The sequence below is a fragment of the Paenibacillus terrisolis genome, from assembly GCF_056171975.1.
The window spans coordinates 208,936-227,345 of sequence record NZ_JBKFGG010000012.1; the positions used below are offsets into that span (position 1 = coordinate 208,936).

Genomic DNA, 18,410 nt, shown 5'->3' on the forward strand with positions numbered 1-18,410 from the left:
AGCTTTTTGCTTGATTATTTCTTCACCAGTTCAAAATTGTCAAAGGCCGCCCAATTGCTTGCGTTGGCGTCCGTCCAGATGCCGATTTCGACCTGACCATTGGTCACGGAAATGTTGTCAATCGTGTATTTCGTATATTCCAGTATTGGGCTGCTTCCGATTTCGGCAGTCATTTCGTTGCCGCCGTAGTTTCTGGCAAATAGCCGCATTACGTTTTGCCCGCCGCCGGAACGAACCCACACGCTGGCCGAATAAAGTCCGTTAGGCAAGCTTGTTTGCTGGTACGTTAATTGTTTATAGGCGGAGGAGGCCCAGTGCGTCAACTTAAAGCCGCCTTCGAGAGGAAGGTCCGCATCCACCTTTTGAGCGGGCAAGCCATCATGCCATTCCGTCCACCCCGACGTATCTCCGGCTTCAAATCCCGGGTTGCTCAAAAGATTGGGGTTGCTGCTGACCAATTCGAAATTGTCAAAAGCCGCCCAGTTGTTTGCGTTGGCGTCCGTCCAAATGCCGATTTCAATTTGTCCGTTGGCGACCGGAATGTTCTCGATCGTATATTTGGTGTAGTTCGGGATCGGACTGTTTCCGATTTCGGCGGTCATTTCTTCGCCGCCGTAATTTCTGGCGAACAGCCGCATCGCGTTTTGCCCGCCGCCGGAGCGGACCCATACGCTGGCCGAATAGAGGCCGTTAGGCAGACTCGTCTTTTGGTACGTCAATTGTTTGTAGGCGGAGGAGGCCCAGTGCGTCAATTTAAAACCTCCGTCCAGAGGTGAGTCAGCGTCTACCTTTTGGGCGAGCGAACCATCATGCCATTCCGTCCATCCGGACGTGTCGCCAGCTTCAAACCCCGGGTTGGTCAAAAGATCATTGGGATCAGGATTAGGAACCGGGTCCGGATCTGGTTCAGGGTCGGTGACAGGCGGTTCTCCACCGGCAAGCCGCTTGGCTTTTTGATCCTGGTACAGGGATTGCGGGTATAAATCCGCGCCGGTGCCGATGCCTTCCACGAAATCCTGCGGCGCGGAACGGTCGGAGGCGGAAACCGCATAGTTCACTCCGCTCGCCGGGCCGCGCGTACCGATTACGTACCCGTTGCCGTATTGCATCGATTTGACGATGGCCGATTGGCCGGAAGGGTATGCGACGCCGTTCGTGTTCCAGAACACGGATTGGGTCGTAGTCCAGCCGTGCTCAATGGTACCGTAAGGCCGGTACACGGCTTCGAGATAGTCACCGTTCATTGTCATGTTATCGAATAGATTGGCCATGGCCAAATGCATGTGGAAATCCGAAGCGAGGCGCGGACGATTTGACGTGCTGTTGTAAATGACGTTCCCGCTTGTCCACATGCTGGACAGCGTGAAGCTATGTCTGGCGTTAGTCGCCGTGGCGTTTTGAATCAGGTTGTCGCTGCCCTGAATCAAGTACATATATCCGTTTCCGCCTTCGCCCCGATATTGCGGCTTTTGAAAATGCGTATTCTGGATCGTGACGGAACGGGACTGGCTGATCGTAACGCCGTGCGACAGCAGATGATAGTCGCTGCTGTTGGCGTCGGGTTTGTAGGAATTAACGTTGTCCATCCAACTGTTCTTGGCGTTGACGAAAGTGACCGCCTTGGAGGCATGGACGTCGTATGCGCCCGTTCCCGGCGTGTTATAGTCGAGATCGCCCCATCCCGTTCCCGTATGCTGCTTCATGCCGATGGAGATATTTTCGATCCCTACTTCCGAAATGGCTTCGCCCACTTTATAGACGCGCGCCCCGTCCCGGGTTTTGAGAGTATACCGGATTGGAATGTCTACTGTAAGCGTGTTGGTGGACGTGTCAATGGCCGTAATTTTCCGGTAGAAGGTTGGTCCTCTTAACGAGGAGTCCCATTTTCCGGTCATCCCATGCTCCGCGATGAATGAGCTGGTAGCGTCCGACCGTACGATGATAAATTCGTTGAGATTGTACCCGCTGACGCTGTTTACCGGAATTTTCACGGCTTGCGATTGGATGTCGCTGCGGGTGTAAGTCGGCGTGTTCGTTGGCGCAAACCAGTCGGCGTTGTTGACCGGGGCCACGCGAATGACCGCTTTGTTCCGCATGCTCGTCGAGTCGTTGTAGATAAATGTGGAAGATTTGCTCGCTCCGCGAAGCACGACGTTGTTTTTATTAAGCCAAAGCGCGCTCGAACTGCTTCCCTGAGGTTTGACGCGATACGTGCCTGAAGGTAAATACACGATGCCTCCTCCAGCGTTGCCGGCGGCGTTAATGGCGTTCTGGATCGCATTTGTGGAATCGGCTGCCCCGCTTGGATCTGCTCCGTATTGGGTCACAACGTTATAAGTGGCCCCCGGTGGAGTTTGGGGAATGCTTTTTTCGCCTCGCCAATAACCCGCATAGGAAAAGTCATGAAGAAACCGGCCCTGCGCATCTTTGTAGCCCGGCGTCCAATTGTCCGGATACAGCGCGCTTCTCCAGGGAGCGGCCGCTTTGGCCGCGTCGCCCGGTATATTGAAGGAAGTCAATAATACCAAGACACAAAAGCATGTAACCCATTTGTAAATCCCATTCCTCTTCATCATTTCAGCCTCCCTAAAAAGTATTGTCAAAAACGTTGCTCATGCCAGGCCTTAATGGCAGGTTCGCATCACCCCTTTCAAAAGATAAATGTGAAAACGCTTTAACTTTTACGCACAGAACCACCCTGAATTGAGGCAATGATTAGATAAAAATTCATATTATTCTAAAATATACCTTAATTAGACAAAAACGATCAATAACTTATTTCATAATCTGGAAGAATTATGGGACTATGAATCATTCATAGTTTCTTTTTTTGTCATAATTCCCCATATGGCTTCATACATAAGAGGTCTCCGGCCAATATCGAATGTGAAACGCGTCTGTTTTTCTCATATCCATGATAAATTTGAAAAATATAGCAGGAATTATGGAGAAATATGTAAAATATATCATCTAGCAATCTCTTTTTTGGCTTATTTTACGAGATTGACTATCTATGAAAAGGGAGGTCAACTGATAATTCGATAGTTTCGGCGTCCTACGGGGAGCCGCAATTTTAGCTGCAGGGAGGAATAGACATTGATTCAAGCAAAAAGTTTCCGAAAAACAAGTATTTGGCTGCTCGCTATGGCTCTTATTGTTCCGCTTTTTTCGTTTTCCGCGTTCGTTGACGGCAAACCGGCCGGGGCTGCAGGGGATCATAAGCTGGTCGGGTATTGGCACAATTTCGACAACGGTTCCAGCAATATTCGGATTCGGGACGTTTCCCCGGATTTTGATGTCATTCAGGTCGCGTTTGCCGAACCGACCGGGGGATCGACAAGCGGAAACATGGCGTTTCAGCCTTATAACGCTTCCGTAAGCGAGTTCCAGTCGGATATTCGTGAGCTGCAGGGGAAAGGCAAAAAAGTGCTGATTTCCATCGGAGGCGCCAACGGCACCGTGGATTTATCCTCCGAAACGGCTCGGCAGAACTTCGTCAGAACGATGAAGAGCATTATTGATACGTACGGGTTTAACGGCCTGGACATAGATTTGGAAGGGAGCTCGCTGTCCCTGAATGGCGGCGACGTGGATTTCAGAAGCCCGACAACGCCGAAAATCGTGAATCTGATCTCTGCGGTGCGGGATATTTTGAACAGTTACGGTTCGGATTTCATGCTGACTATGGCTCCGGAAACAGCGTATGTGCAAGGCGGATATGTGGCGTATGGCGGCCCTTGGGGCGCTTATTTGCCGGTGATTTACGCTTTGCGCGATCAACTGGATTATCTGCATGTTCAGAATTACAACTCCGGCCCGATGACCGCCCTTGACGGAAAAACCTACGCTCAAGGAACGGCGGATTTCCAAGTAGCTATGGCCGAAATGCTACTGCAGGGCTTTAACGTAGGCGGCAATGCCAACTATAAGTTCCCGGCCCTCCGTCCGGAACAGCTGATGATCGGTCTTCCGGCTACGCAAGCGGCGGCGGGCGGCGGTTATACGACACCGGCCAATGTGCATAAAGCGCTCGATTACCTCATGAAAGGCCAAACGTTCGGCGGCAGCTACACCTTGCGCAATCCGCAAGGATATCCCGGGTTCAAAGGCCTGATGACCTGGTCGGTCAACTGGGACAAGGCGGCCAACTATGAATTTTCCCGTTCGCACCGTGCTTACCTGGACGGCCTCGGCGACGGCGGAACGACGGACCCGGGCACAGATCCAAACCCGACTCCCGACACGACAGCGCCAACCGCTCCAAGCCAGCTTCGCGTGACCGCGGCTGCGCCGAATAGCATCACGCTGGCCTGGAACGCTTCTACGGATAACGTAGGCGTAACCGGTTACTCCGTCTCTTACGGCGCAGGCAGCGTGAACGTCAACACTACGACGGCGACCATCAGCGGCTTGTCTCCTAACACGACCTACACCTTCACCGTCACCGCCAAAGACGCCGCCGGCAATGTTTCCACCGCCGCCTCCGTCCAAGGCAAAACGGCCGTACAGGATACCCCGGGCCAAGCTCAACCTTGGCAGGCATGGGTTTCCTACAGCATCAACGACCAAGTAACCTATAACGGCAGCGTGTATACCTGCATCCAAGCGCATACGTCCCTCCCGGGATGGGAGCCGGCCAACGTGCCGGCGTTGTGGCAGTTGAAGTAGGGGAATAAGGAAGCGTAAGGCTAAACACTTCATAGGCAAAGAAGAACCCGCATCTTCAATCAAGATGCGGGTTTCTTGCAGTACAGAAACCGGAAATACCCGGTGCGTGAATACGGTGTTATCTGATGCTATAAAGGTTATGATGAGCTATTAAATCGCTTATCCGATAAAGACTTCCGAAGATCCCAGAACGTTATGCTGCCAAGGCGCCGGATGCCAAAGTTGACAGCTATAAAATAAATGCTAAAATTAGAATGAACATTCTTTCTAATTAACGGCAAAGGAGCGCGCGATGTTCGACAAATATAAAAAATCACAAAAAAAGGTGCTGGAGACAACGCTCAGACTTCTCCGGGAGAATGACTTGCAGGCCACCTCAATGTCCATGATTTCGAATGAATCCGGCGTGTCCATGGGGAGTATTTACAATGCTTTTTCAGGGAAAGAGGATATCGTCAATGTTCTCTACACAAGCATCGTCGAATTCCAGACTGAGACCGTGCTGCAGGACTTTTACGACGAGTCGCCGATTCCGAAACGATTTGAGAAAGTATGGAAAAAAGTCGTTACGTCTTGTATCGACTATCCAGACGCTTTTCAGTTTATGGAACAATATTCCCTCTCGCCGTACATTTACGAGTCTTCAAAAAGAGAAGCCTATGATAACAACTGGTGCGGTCCTTTATCACGAATGTATGATGAGGCCATTCAGAAGGGTTTGTTCATTTCGAGCGACCCCCGGCTGATGGTGCAGATGCATTGGGGAACCATGGTTTTCCTGGTAAAAGGCCATTTGCAAGGAAACCTTGAGCTCTCCTCCGGGATTGTTGAAATGGCGATTCGATCCTGCTGGAACTCCGTCAGCACAGCCCAGGGATTTAATCTGCTTCTTCAAGAGGCGGTGATTTGATTGTCGGCAGCAGCATTTGGCGGCCACGCCGGCCCGTAAAAGGGATCGGCATTATTTTTTAACCAAAATTAGAATGAATGTTCACTTCAAAAAAATAAAGGAGGATTTTTATCATGAAAAACAAAATTGCTTTTGTAGCGGGAGGCACAAGCGGCATCGGAAAGGCGGCGGCTTTTGAACTGGCGGAACGCGGCGCGGTTGTGTTTGTGGGAGGACGTCGCGAACAAGAGGGCCAAAAGGTGGTCAATGATATTGTTTCGGCAGGCGGAGAAGCTTATTTCATCAGAGTGGATGTGACGGACGAAGAAAGTGTACACCACGCCGATCAGACTATTGCGGATCGCTGCGGACGACTGGACTTGGCAGTCAACAACGCGGGAGTTATGAAGGAGTACACGCCTTTGGCCGATTCCAATAAAGAGGCGTTTCTGAGCACATGGAGTACGAATACGCTGGGAACATATTTGAGCATGAAATACGAGATCAAGCAAATGCTGAAAAACGGCGGGGGAGCCATCGTTAATGTTTCTTCGACGACCGGAGTGAGAGCCGCCGCTTCGGCCGGCGCATATGTCGCGTCCAAGCATGCGGTCGAAGGACTAAGCAAGTCGGCGGCGCTTGATTATGCGGGTCAGGGAATTCGAATCAATACGGTGGCTCCCGGGCCTACGAAGACAGATATGGTTGGAGATGATGAGACCCGGATTGCCCGGCTTGCGGAAATGAATCCGATCAAGCGTATTGGCGCCCCGGAGGAAATCGCCAAAGGCATCGCTTGGCTGCTATCGGATGAGGCAAGTTATGTGCTTGGGGCAACATTGGTTATTGATGGTGGGGCCACTACGGCTTGAGAGGACGGAGGACAATGAATCAACCATCCAAAACGGTTATTATCACGGGCGCCAACTCAGGACTAGGATATGAATGCGCCAAACGCATCGCTCAGCTTTCCCCTGACTATCATTTGGTTATCGCGGGACGAAATACCGAGCGAATCGAAAAAGCGGTTCAAACTCTGGTTAAGGAAACAGGCGCAGGCGCAAATCGCTTCACACCTCTGCAGTTGGATCTGGCTTCGCTGAATTCGGTTCGACAGTTTGCGGAACAGCTGCCGTTGCTTGGCCTTCCGCCGCTGCACGCTTTGATCTGCAACGCCGGGGTTCAATACACCAGCAATATCGAGCAGTCCAAAGATGGGTACGAAGCCACGTTTGCGGTCAATTATCTCGGGCATTTCTTATTAACCCGTTTATTAGTCGAACAAATGGCTGAACGCGGGAGAATCATCGTGCTTTCCAGTATCTCTCATGACGATCAGGCGAAAACACCGCTTCCGAAGCCGGTCTTGAAAAGCGTGGAGGAATTGGCCAATCCCAATCCGCCGGCAGGCGAGCCGATCTCCGAATTCACGGGGAGAGCCTACACGACCTCCAAACTGTGCATCCTGATGTTTGCCTACGAAATGGAGAGAAGGCTGCGCAATTCCGGTCGAGGCGACATTACTGTCAATACGTTTGATCCGGGAGGGATGCAGACCGGCATGCTGCGGGAATGGAAGCCTGCAACACGCTTTGCGCTGAAGATGCTGTGGCCGCTGCTTCGTCTTGCCCCGAATGCGAGTACACCGCGCAATTCGGCCAAGGTGCTGGCTGACATGGCGATCTCCGATCAATATTGGGGGATATCGGGGAAATTTTACAGCATGATCGGTTCCTATCGGTCAGGAGCAAGGGAAAAACAGACATCGGCGATCTCATACGACAAACAAAAAGCCCGAGAACTGTGGGAAGGAAGCGAACGGCTCGTCGGATTGTGAAAGCCTTAAGAATCATGGATCATATGTCGATAGCTATAGTGATCGGACGAGTCTATTCATTTCATCAGGCACCGCCTTCGGGCTGTGTCTGTTTTTACTAAAACTGCATATCGAGCCCAGCCAATGCGCACTATAAGCAGATAGGAAAAAAATTCCTGCCGGGTGAGAGCGGGCATGGTCTTTTTCGCGCTGGCCTGGAATCCGAGGGTGATTCCGGACAGATCAAAGAGACATGAAGGAGAAGAGAACCATGCATACGATCATCCGCTGGCGCTGGCTGCTGCTTGTGCTTTGGCTGGCCGTTACGGCCGTACTCACGGTTATTCAGCCGGACATCAACGCGATTTTGCACGAACGCGGACAAGATCCGCTTCCTGCGGACAGCCCGTCCAAGGTGGCGGCGGAGCTGCTGAAGAAAATGAACCCGGTCGAGACCGAAGGCAGAAGCGATATCCTTATTTTTTATGAAGAAAAGGGCTTAACGAAAGCCGAAATACAGAACATCGCAGCCGGAATCCAGACGCTGGCGGATAACGCGGACGAGCTGGGCATTTCGGGCATCACGGATCCGTTTTCCGTTCCCGAGGCGAAATCCTCGCTGGTTTCCCAGGATAACACGATTTTGATGGCTACTTTCACTTTGGATTTGAAGGGACGTACCGTAGACCACATTAAAGATCAGATTGCCTCCAAGCTCCAAGACGTCACGGTGCCTTTTTACTTAAGCGGCGAGGATTTTATTCAAAACGATTATCTGAAAGCGACGACGGCAGGGGTTGAAAAAAGCGCAGCCCTAACCATTATCTTCATTTTGGTCGTGCTGATTGTGATGTTCCGTTCGATCGTCATACCCTTCGTTTCGTTATTAACGGTGGGTTTTTCTTATCTGGTTTCCATGGGGATCGCGGCCCAGGCCATCGATAAGCTAAACTTTCCGGTGACCAGCGTCACGCAAATGCTGCTGGTGCTGATTTTGTTCGGCTGCGGAACGGATTATAATATTTTGCTGTTCAACCGATTCAAAGAAGAGCTGGCCCACGGCAAAACGACGGATGAGGCGATCCTCACGTCTTACCGTACCGCCGGCAAAACGATCATGTACAGCATTCTGACAATCTTTTTCGCCTTTGCTTGCCTGAGCTTCTCGAATTTCGGCATTTATAAGTCGGCTAACGTCGTGGCGATCGGCGCGGTTATTTTGGTGTTGGAGATTTTGACGCTCACCCCGTTCGTGATGAAGCTGTTTGGCCCCAAGCTGTTCTGGCCATCGAAAGGAACCGGCGGGCATAAGGAAAGCCGGTTCATGGGCGCGCTTGCGACCTTTTCCGCGAGACGCCCGTGGATTACCGTGATCGTCATTGTTGCCCTGATGATTCCCGTCCTATTAACCAGCGGGCAGAAATTGTCCTTTGACCAGATCAGCGAGCTGGGGAACGGTTATCCTTCCACCAAAGGCTTCAGTCTGGTGGCCGAGCATTTCAGCAAGGGACAGTCGCTGCCGACGAGCGTGGTGATTCAAGGCAAAACGGCAATGGATAACAACGACGCTTTTGCCGTTATCGATGGTCTGACGAACTCCATCAAGAAAATTCCCGGCGTCAAATCCGGCTCCAGCGTCACGCAGCCGCAAGGCGCGCCGATTGAGAGCTTCTACGTCAGCAGCCAGACGGCGGAAGTCGCCAAAGGCATCGAAGCTTCGAAAACCGGGGTCGACCGGGTCAAAAGCGGGCTCGATCAAATGCAAGCCGGCTTCGGTAATTCGGCGGACCTCTCACAGGTGGGCAAGCTGGTGTCCGGCACGGCCCAGGTTCGAAGCGGCTATGAGCAAGTTGCCGCTGCGCTCAACAAGGTTGCTTCCGGCGTGGGAAGCGGGGCCGGGGGCGCGAAGCAGCTGCAGCAGGGCATCGGCAAGCTGAGAAGCGGGATGAGCGAGATCGCCGCGCAAACCTCGCAGCTGTCGAGCGGCCTTGGCAAGCTGCAGCAAGGCTATGGCACCGCGCAAGGCGGCTTCGACCAGCTTGCGGCCGGCTTACCCGGCGTGCAAAGCGGCCTTGCTTCCATGAACGGTCTGATTGGCAAGCTGGGGCAAACCCACAGCGATCTAAGCGGGGATACGGATTACCAGACGCTGCGGACCACCGGGCAGCAAGTCTCGACCGCGCTCGCTTCCATCGCCAGCGGGCTTGATAAGCTGCAAGGAAATTATAAAACGCTAAACGCATCCTTTGGCAGCGCGACCGCGGGACTCAAGCAGCTTGCCGCCGCGCAAACCCAAATCACCAGCGGATTAAGCGAGCTTGAAAAAGGAGCAGGCAAGCTGACGACGGGTCTTGAACAGGGGAGTTCGGGCAGCAAGCAAATCGCCGCCAATCTTGCCAAGCTGAACGCCGCGCTGGCAAGCGTCCAGAGCGGACAGGAGAAGCTGAACGCCGGTCTTGGCACCCTGACGGGCGGTCTGGGCCAACTCAAAACCGGCCTGCAAAAAAGCAGCCAAGGGCTGGGCGATATTTCCGGCGGTCTTGGCAAAACGAGCGGTTTCCTGACGCAGCTCGGCACGGCGAAGACGTTTTTTATTCCGAGCGAAGCCTTAACCGACCCGGCTTTTCAAAAGGCCGAGGATGCCTTTATGTCCAAAGATCGGATGATCACCAAGCTGACCGTTGTCCTTGACGAGGACCCATATTCGCCAGCGGCGCTTGATATCCTGGAGAAGATCAACCAGACGACGGACGCCGGATTGACAAGTACGGTGCTGGACGGAGCAGTCCATGGCGCCAGCGGACCGACTTCGACGACGTACGATATGAATAAAGCCCAACTGGCTTCCTTCAACAGCACCGCCGTTATCGTGATCATCAGCGTGTTTCTGGTGCTGGTGTGGGTGATCCGCGCTTTTTGGCCGGCCGTCTATATCGTCTTGTCCTTGATCGCCTCTTATTATGTTGCGATGGGGGCATCCAAGCTGGTATCGGCTTATGTGATCGGCGGAGAGGGCATTTCTTCCTTTGTTCCGTTCTTCTCCTTCATCATCATCGTGGCGGTGGGAGTGGACTACAGCATTTTCCTGATGATGCGGTATAAGGAATACGGCGAGCTGGATCACCGCGAAGCTATTCTGCGCGCGGCGCGCAGTGTTGGGGGCGTCATTATATCGGCCATGTTTATTTTGGGAGGCACCTTCGCCACCTTAATACCGTCAGGGCTGGTGCTGCTGATTGAGCTTGCATCCGCCGTCATTGTCGGTCTGCTGGTGCTGACCTTTATTTTGCTGCCGATGTTCGTCCCCGCGCTAATGACGATTCCGGATACGCTTGGCGGAAAGCGAAGGGAGGAGTAAACGGGTCTTAATTAGGGGCTAATTTACATACAGTCTTCGGGCTCACTGGCCGGAGGCTGTTTTTGCGCTGTCGTTGTTCAAATCGATTTTGAAAAATTTCCGATCGCTTTGATCATCATCTGAGCCATATCTTCCGGGGACTTCCTCGGCTGATCGTCGATCCATTTGGACAATACATTCCAAAGGCCGCCTATGCCGAAAAGTCCGATATATTCTTCTTCCGTGCGATTGGCGTAATTATGCCACTCCGCTTGGGCGATTTGATGGATCTCGGGAATGCGGGAATTGGCCTGTTCCATCAGCATGTAAAATAAGTGGTTTTGCTTAAGCAGCTCCAGTTCCTTGACATGTTTGTCCCAAAAGGCAAAAAAAGCAGTCAGCACATCGCCGAACGTTACCCGCGGAAGTTCATGAATAAACATCATATAGTCGTCGAATAAACCGTCGGCATAAGCAAACAGCAGATCTTCCTTCACGTTAAAATAGCGGTAAAACGTTCTTCTCGACAATTGGGCCTGATCCGCGATTTCTTTTACGGTAATCTCGGTGTACGGCTTCCTGCCCATGAGTTCAAATAAGGCTTCGATCAGCCAATTTTTGGACTGCTCGACCATTCGGCTACTTCCTTCACGTTTCAACATAACCCTCCTCCAATGTCACAAATTCCTTCATGATGTAGCACTTATCGCTCCGGTATTGAATAATCCCGTGAAAGTATTATACTACAACTTGCATCGCAATGTCACATGTGTGCAATTTATTCTCGAGTGTGACAAAATCATAATTTGAAGGAGTTGAAGTCATATGAACAGCATGATCGCTATATCCTGGTTATTTCCTATTTTGTTTATGCTCCATGACTTTGAAGAAATCGTGTTCGTTGGAGCCTGGAAGAAGAAATACAGACATGCTCTGGACACGAGTACGATGAAAAAAACGCCTTATGCGGATTTCCGAAGCACGGCCTCTTTTTCGATTGGCGTGGAGATCATCTTTCTGATCATTTCGCTCGTGACTTTATTTTCGATCATTTTTGATAGTTATTATGTTTGGTATGGTCTTTTGTTTGCCGTGACGGCTCACTTTATAACGGCTCATTTTCTCTTAACCGCCAAGTTCAAGCACTTTGTTCCGGGCCTTGTTACCGCTATTCTTTTCCTGCCCGTATGCGTTTATCTGCTTTATGCGTCTGCGGCAAAACTGGATTACAATGCGGCTGAGATCATCTTGTCCTGCGTGGGCGGTTCCTTAATAAGCTTTGTCATTTACGTAGTTCTTCATCGTTTGGAGGAACCATTTGAGGAGATGTTGGTGAAGTACGCGAAAGAGATCAGCGTAGTTTAATAAGTTGGCTTGGCACATTTTCTCGGAGTACAGCCAATAATGGTGAGAATAGCGGAATAATTTTTGTTGCTCACGTAGCCTACAGCAAGTTTACGGACACCAGAATCGCTATTGACCCGTTTTTGGGCTATTTCCGATTTTAACGAACCGAAAAGACCTTATTCTAGACAAAAGCGGCGAAATGGCGGTCATGAGAGCCCAATAAGGTCACTGGAGTCCATTACAGTGGGAAATAGCCGGGAAATGGGCAAATAAGGTCATTACGGTCCGTTACGTTTCTTTCGCGCTGCTGACCCGCTAGCATCATCCCACCTCAAGCGTTTTGAAAAAACGCACTTCGGAAGCGTAAGCTTCGGTCCTGAAAACCAAGCTTTTTGAACACGTATTACAAGTATTTTCAGAGGCATCAGAAATTGCTCGCGCGGGGATATATATAAATCTTAATGGCACTTGGGTTTCAAGTGCATTTTTTAATTCTGTGTTTCGCAAATGTGGACAAGGCGTAGGAGCACCAAAGTATTCGGGAAGAATGGATTTCTAAGTTTTATTTTGCTTACTATGGTTCAGAAAGTTTTAATTTCGATGGATTTACATAATTTGGAATATATGCTACGTTTACCTCGAAAGCGCTACCATGAATGGATAGATTGAGTGATGATTTAGCATATTTTACATGGAAAGGAAGGATGAACATGACCCCTTTGCTCAAAAAGGCAAGTGCAATGATGCTGGCATTTATTCTGGTATTTACTTTGCTGCCTGGATGGATGACAGCGCCCGCTCATGCAGACACCCCACTTTTCACGATGGAAAGCGAAAATGCTCGGCTCACCTCCGATCTTCAAGTAGCGACAGATATTTACGGACAACCCAAGCCCGGATTCTCCGGGAGCGGATTTGTCTGGATGCAAAACTCCGGTACAATCACGTTTACGGTGACCGTCCCGGAAACCGGCATGTATGCGATCTCCACCCGCTATATGCAGGAGTTGAGCCCTGAAGGCAGGCTTCAATATTTAACCGTTAACGGCGTGACCAAGGGTTCGTATATGCTGCCCTACACGACCGCGTGGTCGAATTACGATTTTGGCTTTCATAAGCTGAAGGCAGGAAGCAACACCATCCAAGTGAAGGCCGGTTGGGGCTTCGCTTATTTTGATACCTTCACTGTGGATTATGCCGATCTTGATCCCTTGGATGTGCAGCCTGTCCTCACCGATCCGCGGGCCACACCGGAAACACAGGTTTTGATGAATTATTTAACGGAGGTTTACGGCAAACATATGATCTCCGGTCAGCAGGAGATTTACGGAGGCGGAAATAACGGCAATTCCGAGTTGGAGTTTGATTGGATCCACGATTTAACCGGAAAATATCCGGCCATCCGCGGCTTCGATTTAATGAACTATAATCCGCTCTACGGTTGGGAGGACGGTACCACCGATCGGATGATCGATTGGGTGAATAACCGGGGCGGGATCGCGACAACCAGCTGGCATATCAATGTGCCCCGAGATTTCACCGCCTATCAGCTCGGGGAGTTTGTGGATTGGACGGACACCACCTACAAGCCGACGGAAACCAATTTTAATACAGCCAATGCGGTGATTCCCGGTACGAAAGAATATCAATACGTGATGATGACCATTGAGGATTTGGCGGAACAACTGCAGATTCTGCAAAATAACCATGTGCCGGTGATTTTCCGTCCCTATCATGAGGCGGAGGGCAACGGCGGGTTGAAGGGAGAAGGCGCGTGGTTCTGGTGGGCTTCAGCAGGCGCGGAGGTGTACAAACAGCTGTGGGATCTGCTTTATACCGAACTGACGGAGACGTACGGCTTGCACAACTTGATCTGGACCTACAACAGCTACGTGTACAGCACTTCTCCCGGATGGTATCCCGGCGACGATCAGGTGGATATTATCGGCTATGATAAATACAATACGATCTACAACCGCAATGACGGATTGTCCGGCGTACCTAACGAGGATGCCATTAGCTCGATTTTTTATCAGCTTGTGGATTTAACCGACGGCAAGAAAATGGTGGCCATGACGGAGAACGACACCGTTCCAAGCTTACAGAATCTGACCGAGGAAAAAGCCGGCTGGCTCTACTTCTGTCCCTGGTATGGCGAGTATCTCATGAGTTCCGCCAATAATTATCCGGACACCCTGACAACGCTTTATCAAAGCGATTATGTCATCACGTTGGATGAACTGCCCGATTTAACGGTCGACAATCCAATCCCCAACGCATCCATCACACCTGCAAACATCGAATTTGACAAAAATGCGCCGGATCAAAGCGACAAAGCAATCGCCGTGAATTTCAACGGCAATACGCTAACCGCTCTCCGAGAGGGCGCCAATGCATTGACCGTGACTAAGGACTATACCTTGAACGGAAGTACGCTGCTGCTGAAAAAAGAATTCCTTGCCGGGCTGCCGGTTGGCGAGCATTCGATCGTCTTTGATTTTAATCAAGGACAAGATCCCGTATTAAAAGTCAAGGTTGTCGACTCCACACCAAGCGCGTCCATTTCGCCTGTGAATACCACATTTGATAAAGCGGCAAATCTGCAGCAGGATATTTCCGTAACCCTTACTTTGAATGGACGCCAGCTTGCGAGCATAACGAATGGAAATGTTACTTTAACGTCAGGCCGGGATTATACGGCATCAAGCGCCGCGGTCGTTCTGCGCAAATCCTATCTTTCCACGCTTCCGCTGGGCCAGCAAACGATCACCTTTCATTTTAACGGAGGAAATAACGCGGTTCTTACCGTAAATGTAGTGGACAGCAGTGTTCCTGTACCCGCGGGAGACTTGACGATCCAGGCTTTTAACGGCAACACGAGTGCCTCCACCAACGGGATTTCACCCAAATTCAAAGTCGTCAACACCGGGGATGCGGCGATTCCGTTAAGTAATGTAAAACTCCGGTATTACTACACGATTGACGGGGAAAAGGCACAAAATTTCTGGTGCGACTGGGCCAGCATCGGCAGTGCGAATGTAACCGGCAATTTCGTTAAACTGGTGACCCCGGTTGCCGGAGCCGATTATGTTCTGGAAATTAGCTTCACGAGCGCGGCCGGAACGCTGAATCCCGGCCAGAGCGCAGAAATTCAAACCCGCTTCTCCAAAACCGACTGGTCCAATTACAACCAGGCTAACGATTACTCGTTCAAAGCCTCCGGCAACCAGTACGCCAACCATGAACAGATTACCGGATATATGAACGGTCAGCTTGCATGGGGGATTGAGCCGTAAGGAGGTAAGAAAAAGGGTTGGAGCAGGGGAGCCTGCTTCAATCCTTTTTTAAATGGGGGGATGGCGGTGCACTTCATCGAGTGGGGTTCCAATTCGAAATCGCCCAGGCCATCGGCTTCAACGATTCCAATTACTTCACGCATATCTTCAAGAAAATAGAAGGGCTTTCGCCAAAGGAATATCGCAGCGGGCGGCGGATCTGCCGCGAACAAGGTGAGGTTGACCACCGCATCCAAGCGGCCAAAACGATCTGAGGGATGTACTCCATTAGCTTAATGGGAGTGAACATCGAGCTTCATGATCCATGAAGTTCCCAAAAGGCCCATTTTAACATAGGCTATTTGGGAAGAGTCCGTTTTGATTAACCTGTTTGTTAAACAAAAAAGGATGCTCCCTCGCTAGGAAAGCTATACGAGTAAGGCTAAAAAAACAATATGCAAATATCGCATAAAATTCCGCTTGCTCTAATCGTTTAGGTTAAACTTGCCAAGAGAGGGAGTTTGGTTAGTTACTCCTTACTTGGATAAAAACAAAAGAGGGCAAGCTAATGAAGAACATAATAGAAGAATTATTTTACGGCAACCTGAACCCTGAAGAACGTATTGTCCCCACAGATCCCGAATATCGTCCACTCAATAGAAAAATTTCTGAATTGATGGAAGAAGTCAAACAGAGATTTTCGGAGAGCGATTTCGCGGCCCTTGAGCAAATTTTGGATTTGAACGGCGAGTCCAATTCCATGGTTACAGGTGAGGCTTTTGTTCAGGGGTTTAGGATGGGGGCTTTGGTAATGGTGGAGGTGTTTTGTGGGGAGGGGAAGGGTTCTGGGAAGTGATTGTTGGGTGGTAGACTAATTGTTTAGGTGTGAATCGATTATAGAGATAATGTGAGCTTCCGTTACTCAAATTAGCGGAAGTTTTTTTTGAGAAAAAAATTATTCAATCGTCATATTATTCCATTTTGTAGTAGGATGTGACTATAAGTCGTTTGGACTAATCTCAAAGTTGTTAGTATATTTAACTTCATTTATTAAGTTCACGAACTCGTGGATAAGGAGTTATGTGAAATTCCTGAAGTGCACATTCTAAATCTAGATTGGAGGCCGCAATTGATCAATTTAAAGAATTTTCAAGAGATAAATGCGATTAAATTACTATTAACTGAGTGTATGTGGCCCGATGATGAAAGAGTAACTCGAGAACTTAATGATTACCGCACAGAAATTACAAGAAAGCTTTATGGAATAGTGGATAATGGTAAGCTAGCTGGCCTTATTGGAATAAAGGAACAAAGTAAAACAGAAGTTGAAATATTACATCTCGCGGTTAGATCTGATTATAGGAATCAAGGAATAGGAAGAACAATGATACATGAGTATGTCCAGAGGAATAAAATTGCACAGCTGACAGCTGAAACGGATAAAGATGCTGTTTATTTTTATAAGAGGGTTGGATTTGAGATTATCAGTTTAGGGGAGAAGTACCCGGGAGTTGAAAGGTTTAAATGCACATTAAATAATATGGGAAGCTAGGAACTTCACATAACACTGTATTCACGCTTCGGGCTATGCCCTTGGTTCGGCCCGGGGTGGAAGAGACGTGGGCAGATTCAGCCGGACACATCGATCTCCTAAGATAAGAGCTATCTAAGGCTGGGGCATTTCGTGTGGGAAGGACATTAAATGCAGGCTTAAAACAGGAAATTGTATTTACGTTTTCCGTGAAGGATTCTTCGGATTTCCACAGTGTCATTTAGAACCACATAAAAGACTAGGTACGGATCTACAACCAACATTCTATAATTTAGTGTTTGAAGTCGGATATCATCTGGAATTGTACCACTATTAGGGAATAGCTCCAGAACAGAAATGGATTGATCTAATTGATCAGCCATGGCTAAAGCAGCATCGGGATTGTCAAGCATAATATAACGGACAATATTGGATAAGTCCTCTTCGGCAATGGGCAAGTATTCGATTTTATATCTCTTGTCCACGGATTTGGCTCCTCAGATTTTTCATCACCTCAGAGTGACTCTTCTTTTGAACTCCTTCATTGCTTTGTTTTTCAGCTACGGCGAGCTTTTGGTACAGATCGATAAGGGCTTGTTGTTTTTCGTAAGTAGCATGACTCATGACAACAAGATCACTTTGGCCATTTTTAGTAATAAATACGGGTTCACCGTCACGATGAGCAATTTCAGAAATCAAATTAAAGTTGTTTCTTAAGTCAGAAATTGGACGAATCGTTGGCATATATCATCACCTCAAGAATATTATTATTATTAATTTTATCATAATTATGATAAAAAATATAGAAAGGGAAGGGTTTTTTTGTTGGATGATTCGAAGAAGCACCTGACTTCTTAAACACAACATCCTCACATCAGTACGTTGGTACCAACGTCGGTCTGCACGAGGCATTTCAGGTACAATGAGGGTAATTCAAACGGACTTCGCCTTACAGCGCATTCACGCTGCGGGCCTATTGATAGATGTATATTCATGAAAGTAGCTCAGACAACAATCGACCCAACCCAAGATAAGGGCTATCTAGGGCCGGGTCGTTTTATTAATACCAGAATATTTGCTGTTGCTGAAATCAAAATTATAAAGGAGGAACATTTCTTGACCACTTTATTCACAAAATTAGCTGGAATTAGTTTTATTATTTTATCAGTACTAAGATTAACACCAATTATTAATGCGACTGGGAAGTGGTTGTTATATGTCTCAATTGCAGCGCTATTCCTAATATTATCTGACTTAATAGAGTTCATTATCGAAGGGATAGCAGATAAGAAAGGCATTAAGTTAAATCAAATATTAAAATTTCTACGTTCAGCTTTTCTTGCTGTTGCAGTAATAGCTGTATTCGTTTTACCTAATTTAAAAATCAATATTCCTGTAAAACAAGTCAATGCATTAAGTGATGCCATTACACTAGTAAGCTTAGGTATTGCAATAACATTGATTGGGTTTAAAGCAGATAAACAACTGATCAGAAAAGAGGATTCAAGATAGTTGGAGATTGCCCGAACGGCGAGGGAGGCGGAGTT

Annotated in this window: 15 protein-coding genes; 11 read left to right on the forward strand and 4 right to left on the reverse strand. The window is 49.1% G+C overall.

The annotated features are described in order from the left end of the window. Positions 1–14 precede the first annotated feature (14 nt). Positions 15–2,576: a glycosyl hydrolase family 28-related protein gene (locus tag ACI48K_RS13160; RefSeq protein ID WP_475028044.1), complete on the reverse strand. Its 2,562-nt coding sequence runs from the start codon at positions 2,574–2,576 to the stop codon at positions 15–17. 568 nt (positions 2,577–3,144) lie between these two features. Here ACI48K_RS13160 and ACI48K_RS13165 point away from each other — a divergent pair. From ACI48K_RS13165 to ACI48K_RS13185, 5 genes are all read left to right on the forward strand, one after another. Then, positions 3,145–4,668 (forward strand): glycosyl hydrolase family 18 protein, encoded by a 1,524-nt coding sequence (locus ACI48K_RS13165; protein WP_475028111.1) that lies wholly within the window; start codon positions 3,145–3,147, stop codon positions 4,666–4,668. Positions 4,669–4,960: 292 nt separating this feature from the next. Next, on the forward strand, positions 4,961–5,578 hold the full coding sequence (locus ACI48K_RS13170) for a TetR/AcrR family transcriptional regulator (RefSeq protein WP_475028045.1): 618 nt from the start codon (positions 4,961–4,963) through the stop codon (positions 5,576–5,578). A gap of 113 nt (positions 5,579–5,691) precedes the next feature. Then, complete coding sequence (locus tag ACI48K_RS13175) at positions 5,692–6,429, forward strand: SDR family NAD(P)-dependent oxidoreductase (RefSeq protein WP_475028046.1); 738 nt, start codon at positions 5,692–5,694, stop codon at positions 6,427–6,429. A gap of 14 nt (positions 6,430–6,443) precedes the next feature. After that, positions 6,444–7,394, forward strand: coding sequence for an SDR family NAD(P)-dependent oxidoreductase (locus tag ACI48K_RS13180; protein WP_475028047.1), 951 nt, complete (start codon positions 6,444–6,446; stop codon positions 7,392–7,394). A gap of 250 nt (positions 7,395–7,644) precedes the next feature. Then, the gene (locus ACI48K_RS13185) at positions 7,645–10,731 is read left to right on the forward strand and encodes an MMPL family transporter (RefSeq protein WP_475028048.1); all 3,087 of its coding nucleotides are present in this window, start codon (positions 7,645–7,647) and stop codon (positions 10,729–10,731) included. Between the two features lie 77 nt (positions 10,732–10,808). Here ACI48K_RS13185 and ACI48K_RS13190 read toward each other — a convergent pair whose 3' ends face one another. Then, on the reverse strand, positions 10,809–11,372 hold the full coding sequence (locus tag ACI48K_RS13190) for a TetR/AcrR family transcriptional regulator (protein WP_475028049.1): 564 nt from the start codon (positions 11,370–11,372) through the stop codon (positions 10,809–10,811). Positions 11,373–11,535: 163 nt separating this feature from the next. Here ACI48K_RS13190 and ACI48K_RS13195 point away from each other — a divergent pair, with 163 nt between their 5' ends. The 5 genes from ACI48K_RS13195 (at position 11,536) to ACI48K_RS13215 (ending at position 16,884) form a co-directional block, all read left to right on the forward strand. Then, the gene (locus ACI48K_RS13195) at positions 11,536–12,075 is read left to right on the forward strand and encodes an HXXEE domain-containing protein (protein WP_475028050.1); all 540 of its coding nucleotides are present in this window, start codon (positions 11,536–11,538) and stop codon (positions 12,073–12,075) included. 692 nt (positions 12,076–12,767) lie between these two features. Further along, entirely contained in the window at positions 12,768–15,353 is a 2,586-nt protein-coding gene (locus ACI48K_RS13200) for a glycosyl hydrolase (RefSeq protein WP_475028051.1), read from the forward strand. A 17-nt stretch (positions 15,354–15,370) separates the two neighbouring features. Beyond that, positions 15,371–15,607: an AraC family transcriptional regulator gene (locus ACI48K_RS13205; RefSeq protein WP_475028052.1), complete on the forward strand. Its 237-nt coding sequence runs from the start codon at positions 15,371–15,373 to the stop codon at positions 15,605–15,607. 293 nt (positions 15,608–15,900) lie between these two features. Beyond that, the gene (locus tag ACI48K_RS13210; RefSeq protein ID WP_475028053.1) at positions 15,901–16,188 is read left to right on the forward strand and encodes a DUF6809 family protein; all 288 of its coding nucleotides are present in this window, start codon (positions 15,901–15,903) and stop codon (positions 16,186–16,188) included. A gap of 273 nt (positions 16,189–16,461) precedes the next feature. Next, positions 16,462–16,884, forward strand: a complete 423-nt coding sequence (locus ACI48K_RS13215; RefSeq protein WP_475028054.1) for a GNAT family N-acetyltransferase — start codon at positions 16,462–16,464, stop codon at positions 16,882–16,884. Between the two features lie 158 nt (positions 16,885–17,042). Here the strand turns inward: ACI48K_RS13215 and ACI48K_RS13220 are convergent, their stop codons facing one another. Together ACI48K_RS13220 and ACI48K_RS13225 are read right to left on the reverse strand one after the other, a co-directional pair. After that, complete coding sequence (locus tag ACI48K_RS13220) at positions 17,043–17,348, reverse strand: type II toxin-antitoxin system RelE/ParE family toxin (protein WP_475028055.1); 306 nt, start codon at positions 17,346–17,348, stop codon at positions 17,043–17,045. Further along, complete coding sequence (locus ACI48K_RS13225) at positions 17,332–17,607, reverse strand: type II toxin-antitoxin system prevent-host-death family antitoxin (protein WP_475028056.1); 276 nt, start codon at positions 17,605–17,607, stop codon at positions 17,332–17,334. Before ACI48K_RS13225 ends, ACI48K_RS13220 begins: the two co-directional genes overlap by 17 nt. Before the next feature lie 249 nt (positions 17,608–17,856). Between ACI48K_RS13225 and ACI48K_RS13230 the strand changes: the two genes are divergently transcribed. Further along, positions 17,857–18,375, forward strand: coding sequence for a hypothetical protein (locus tag ACI48K_RS13230; protein WP_475028057.1), 519 nt, complete (start codon positions 17,857–17,859; stop codon positions 18,373–18,375). The last annotated feature ends 35 nt before the right edge of the window (positions 18,376–18,410 follow it).

Excerpts from the sequence above, each read along its gene's own strand:
- ACI48K_RS13160 (WP_475028044.1), bottom strand. The coding sequence starts at position 2,576 with ATGATGAAGAGGAATGGGATTTACAAATGGGTTACATGCTTTTGTGTC.
- ACI48K_RS13165 (WP_475028111.1), top strand. The coding sequence starts at position 3,145 with ATGGCTCTTATTGTTCCGCTTTTTTCGTTTTCCGCGTTCGTTGACGGC.
- ACI48K_RS13170 (WP_475028045.1), top strand. The coding sequence starts at position 4,961 with ATGTTCGACAAATATAAAAAATCACAAAAAAAGGTGCTGGAGACAACG.
- ACI48K_RS13175 (WP_475028046.1), top strand. The coding sequence starts at position 5,692 with ATGAAAAACAAAATTGCTTTTGTAGCGGGAGGCACAAGCGGCATCGGA.
- ACI48K_RS13180 (WP_475028047.1), top strand. The coding sequence starts at position 6,444 with ATGAATCAACCATCCAAAACGGTTATTATCACGGGCGCCAACTCAGGA.
- ACI48K_RS13185 (WP_475028048.1), top strand. The coding sequence starts at position 7,645 with ATGCATACGATCATCCGCTGGCGCTGGCTGCTGCTTGTGCTTTGGCTG.
- ACI48K_RS13190 (WP_475028049.1), bottom strand. The coding sequence starts at position 11,372 with ATGTTGAAACGTGAAGGAAGTAGCCGAATGGTCGAGCAGTCCAAAAAT.
- ACI48K_RS13195 (WP_475028050.1), top strand. The coding sequence starts at position 11,536 with ATGAACAGCATGATCGCTATATCCTGGTTATTTCCTATTTTGTTTATG.
- ACI48K_RS13200 (WP_475028051.1), top strand. The coding sequence starts at position 12,768 with ATGACCCCTTTGCTCAAAAAGGCAAGTGCAATGATGCTGGCATTTATT.
- ACI48K_RS13210 (WP_475028053.1), top strand. The coding sequence starts at position 15,901 with ATGAAGAACATAATAGAAGAATTATTTTACGGCAACCTGAACCCTGAA.
- ACI48K_RS13225 (WP_475028056.1), bottom strand. The coding sequence starts at position 17,607 with ATGCCAACGATTCGTCCAATTTCTGACTTAAGAAACAACTTTAATTTG.
- ACI48K_RS13230 (WP_475028057.1), top strand. The coding sequence starts at position 17,857 with ATGAAAGTAGCTCAGACAACAATCGACCCAACCCAAGATAAGGGCTAT.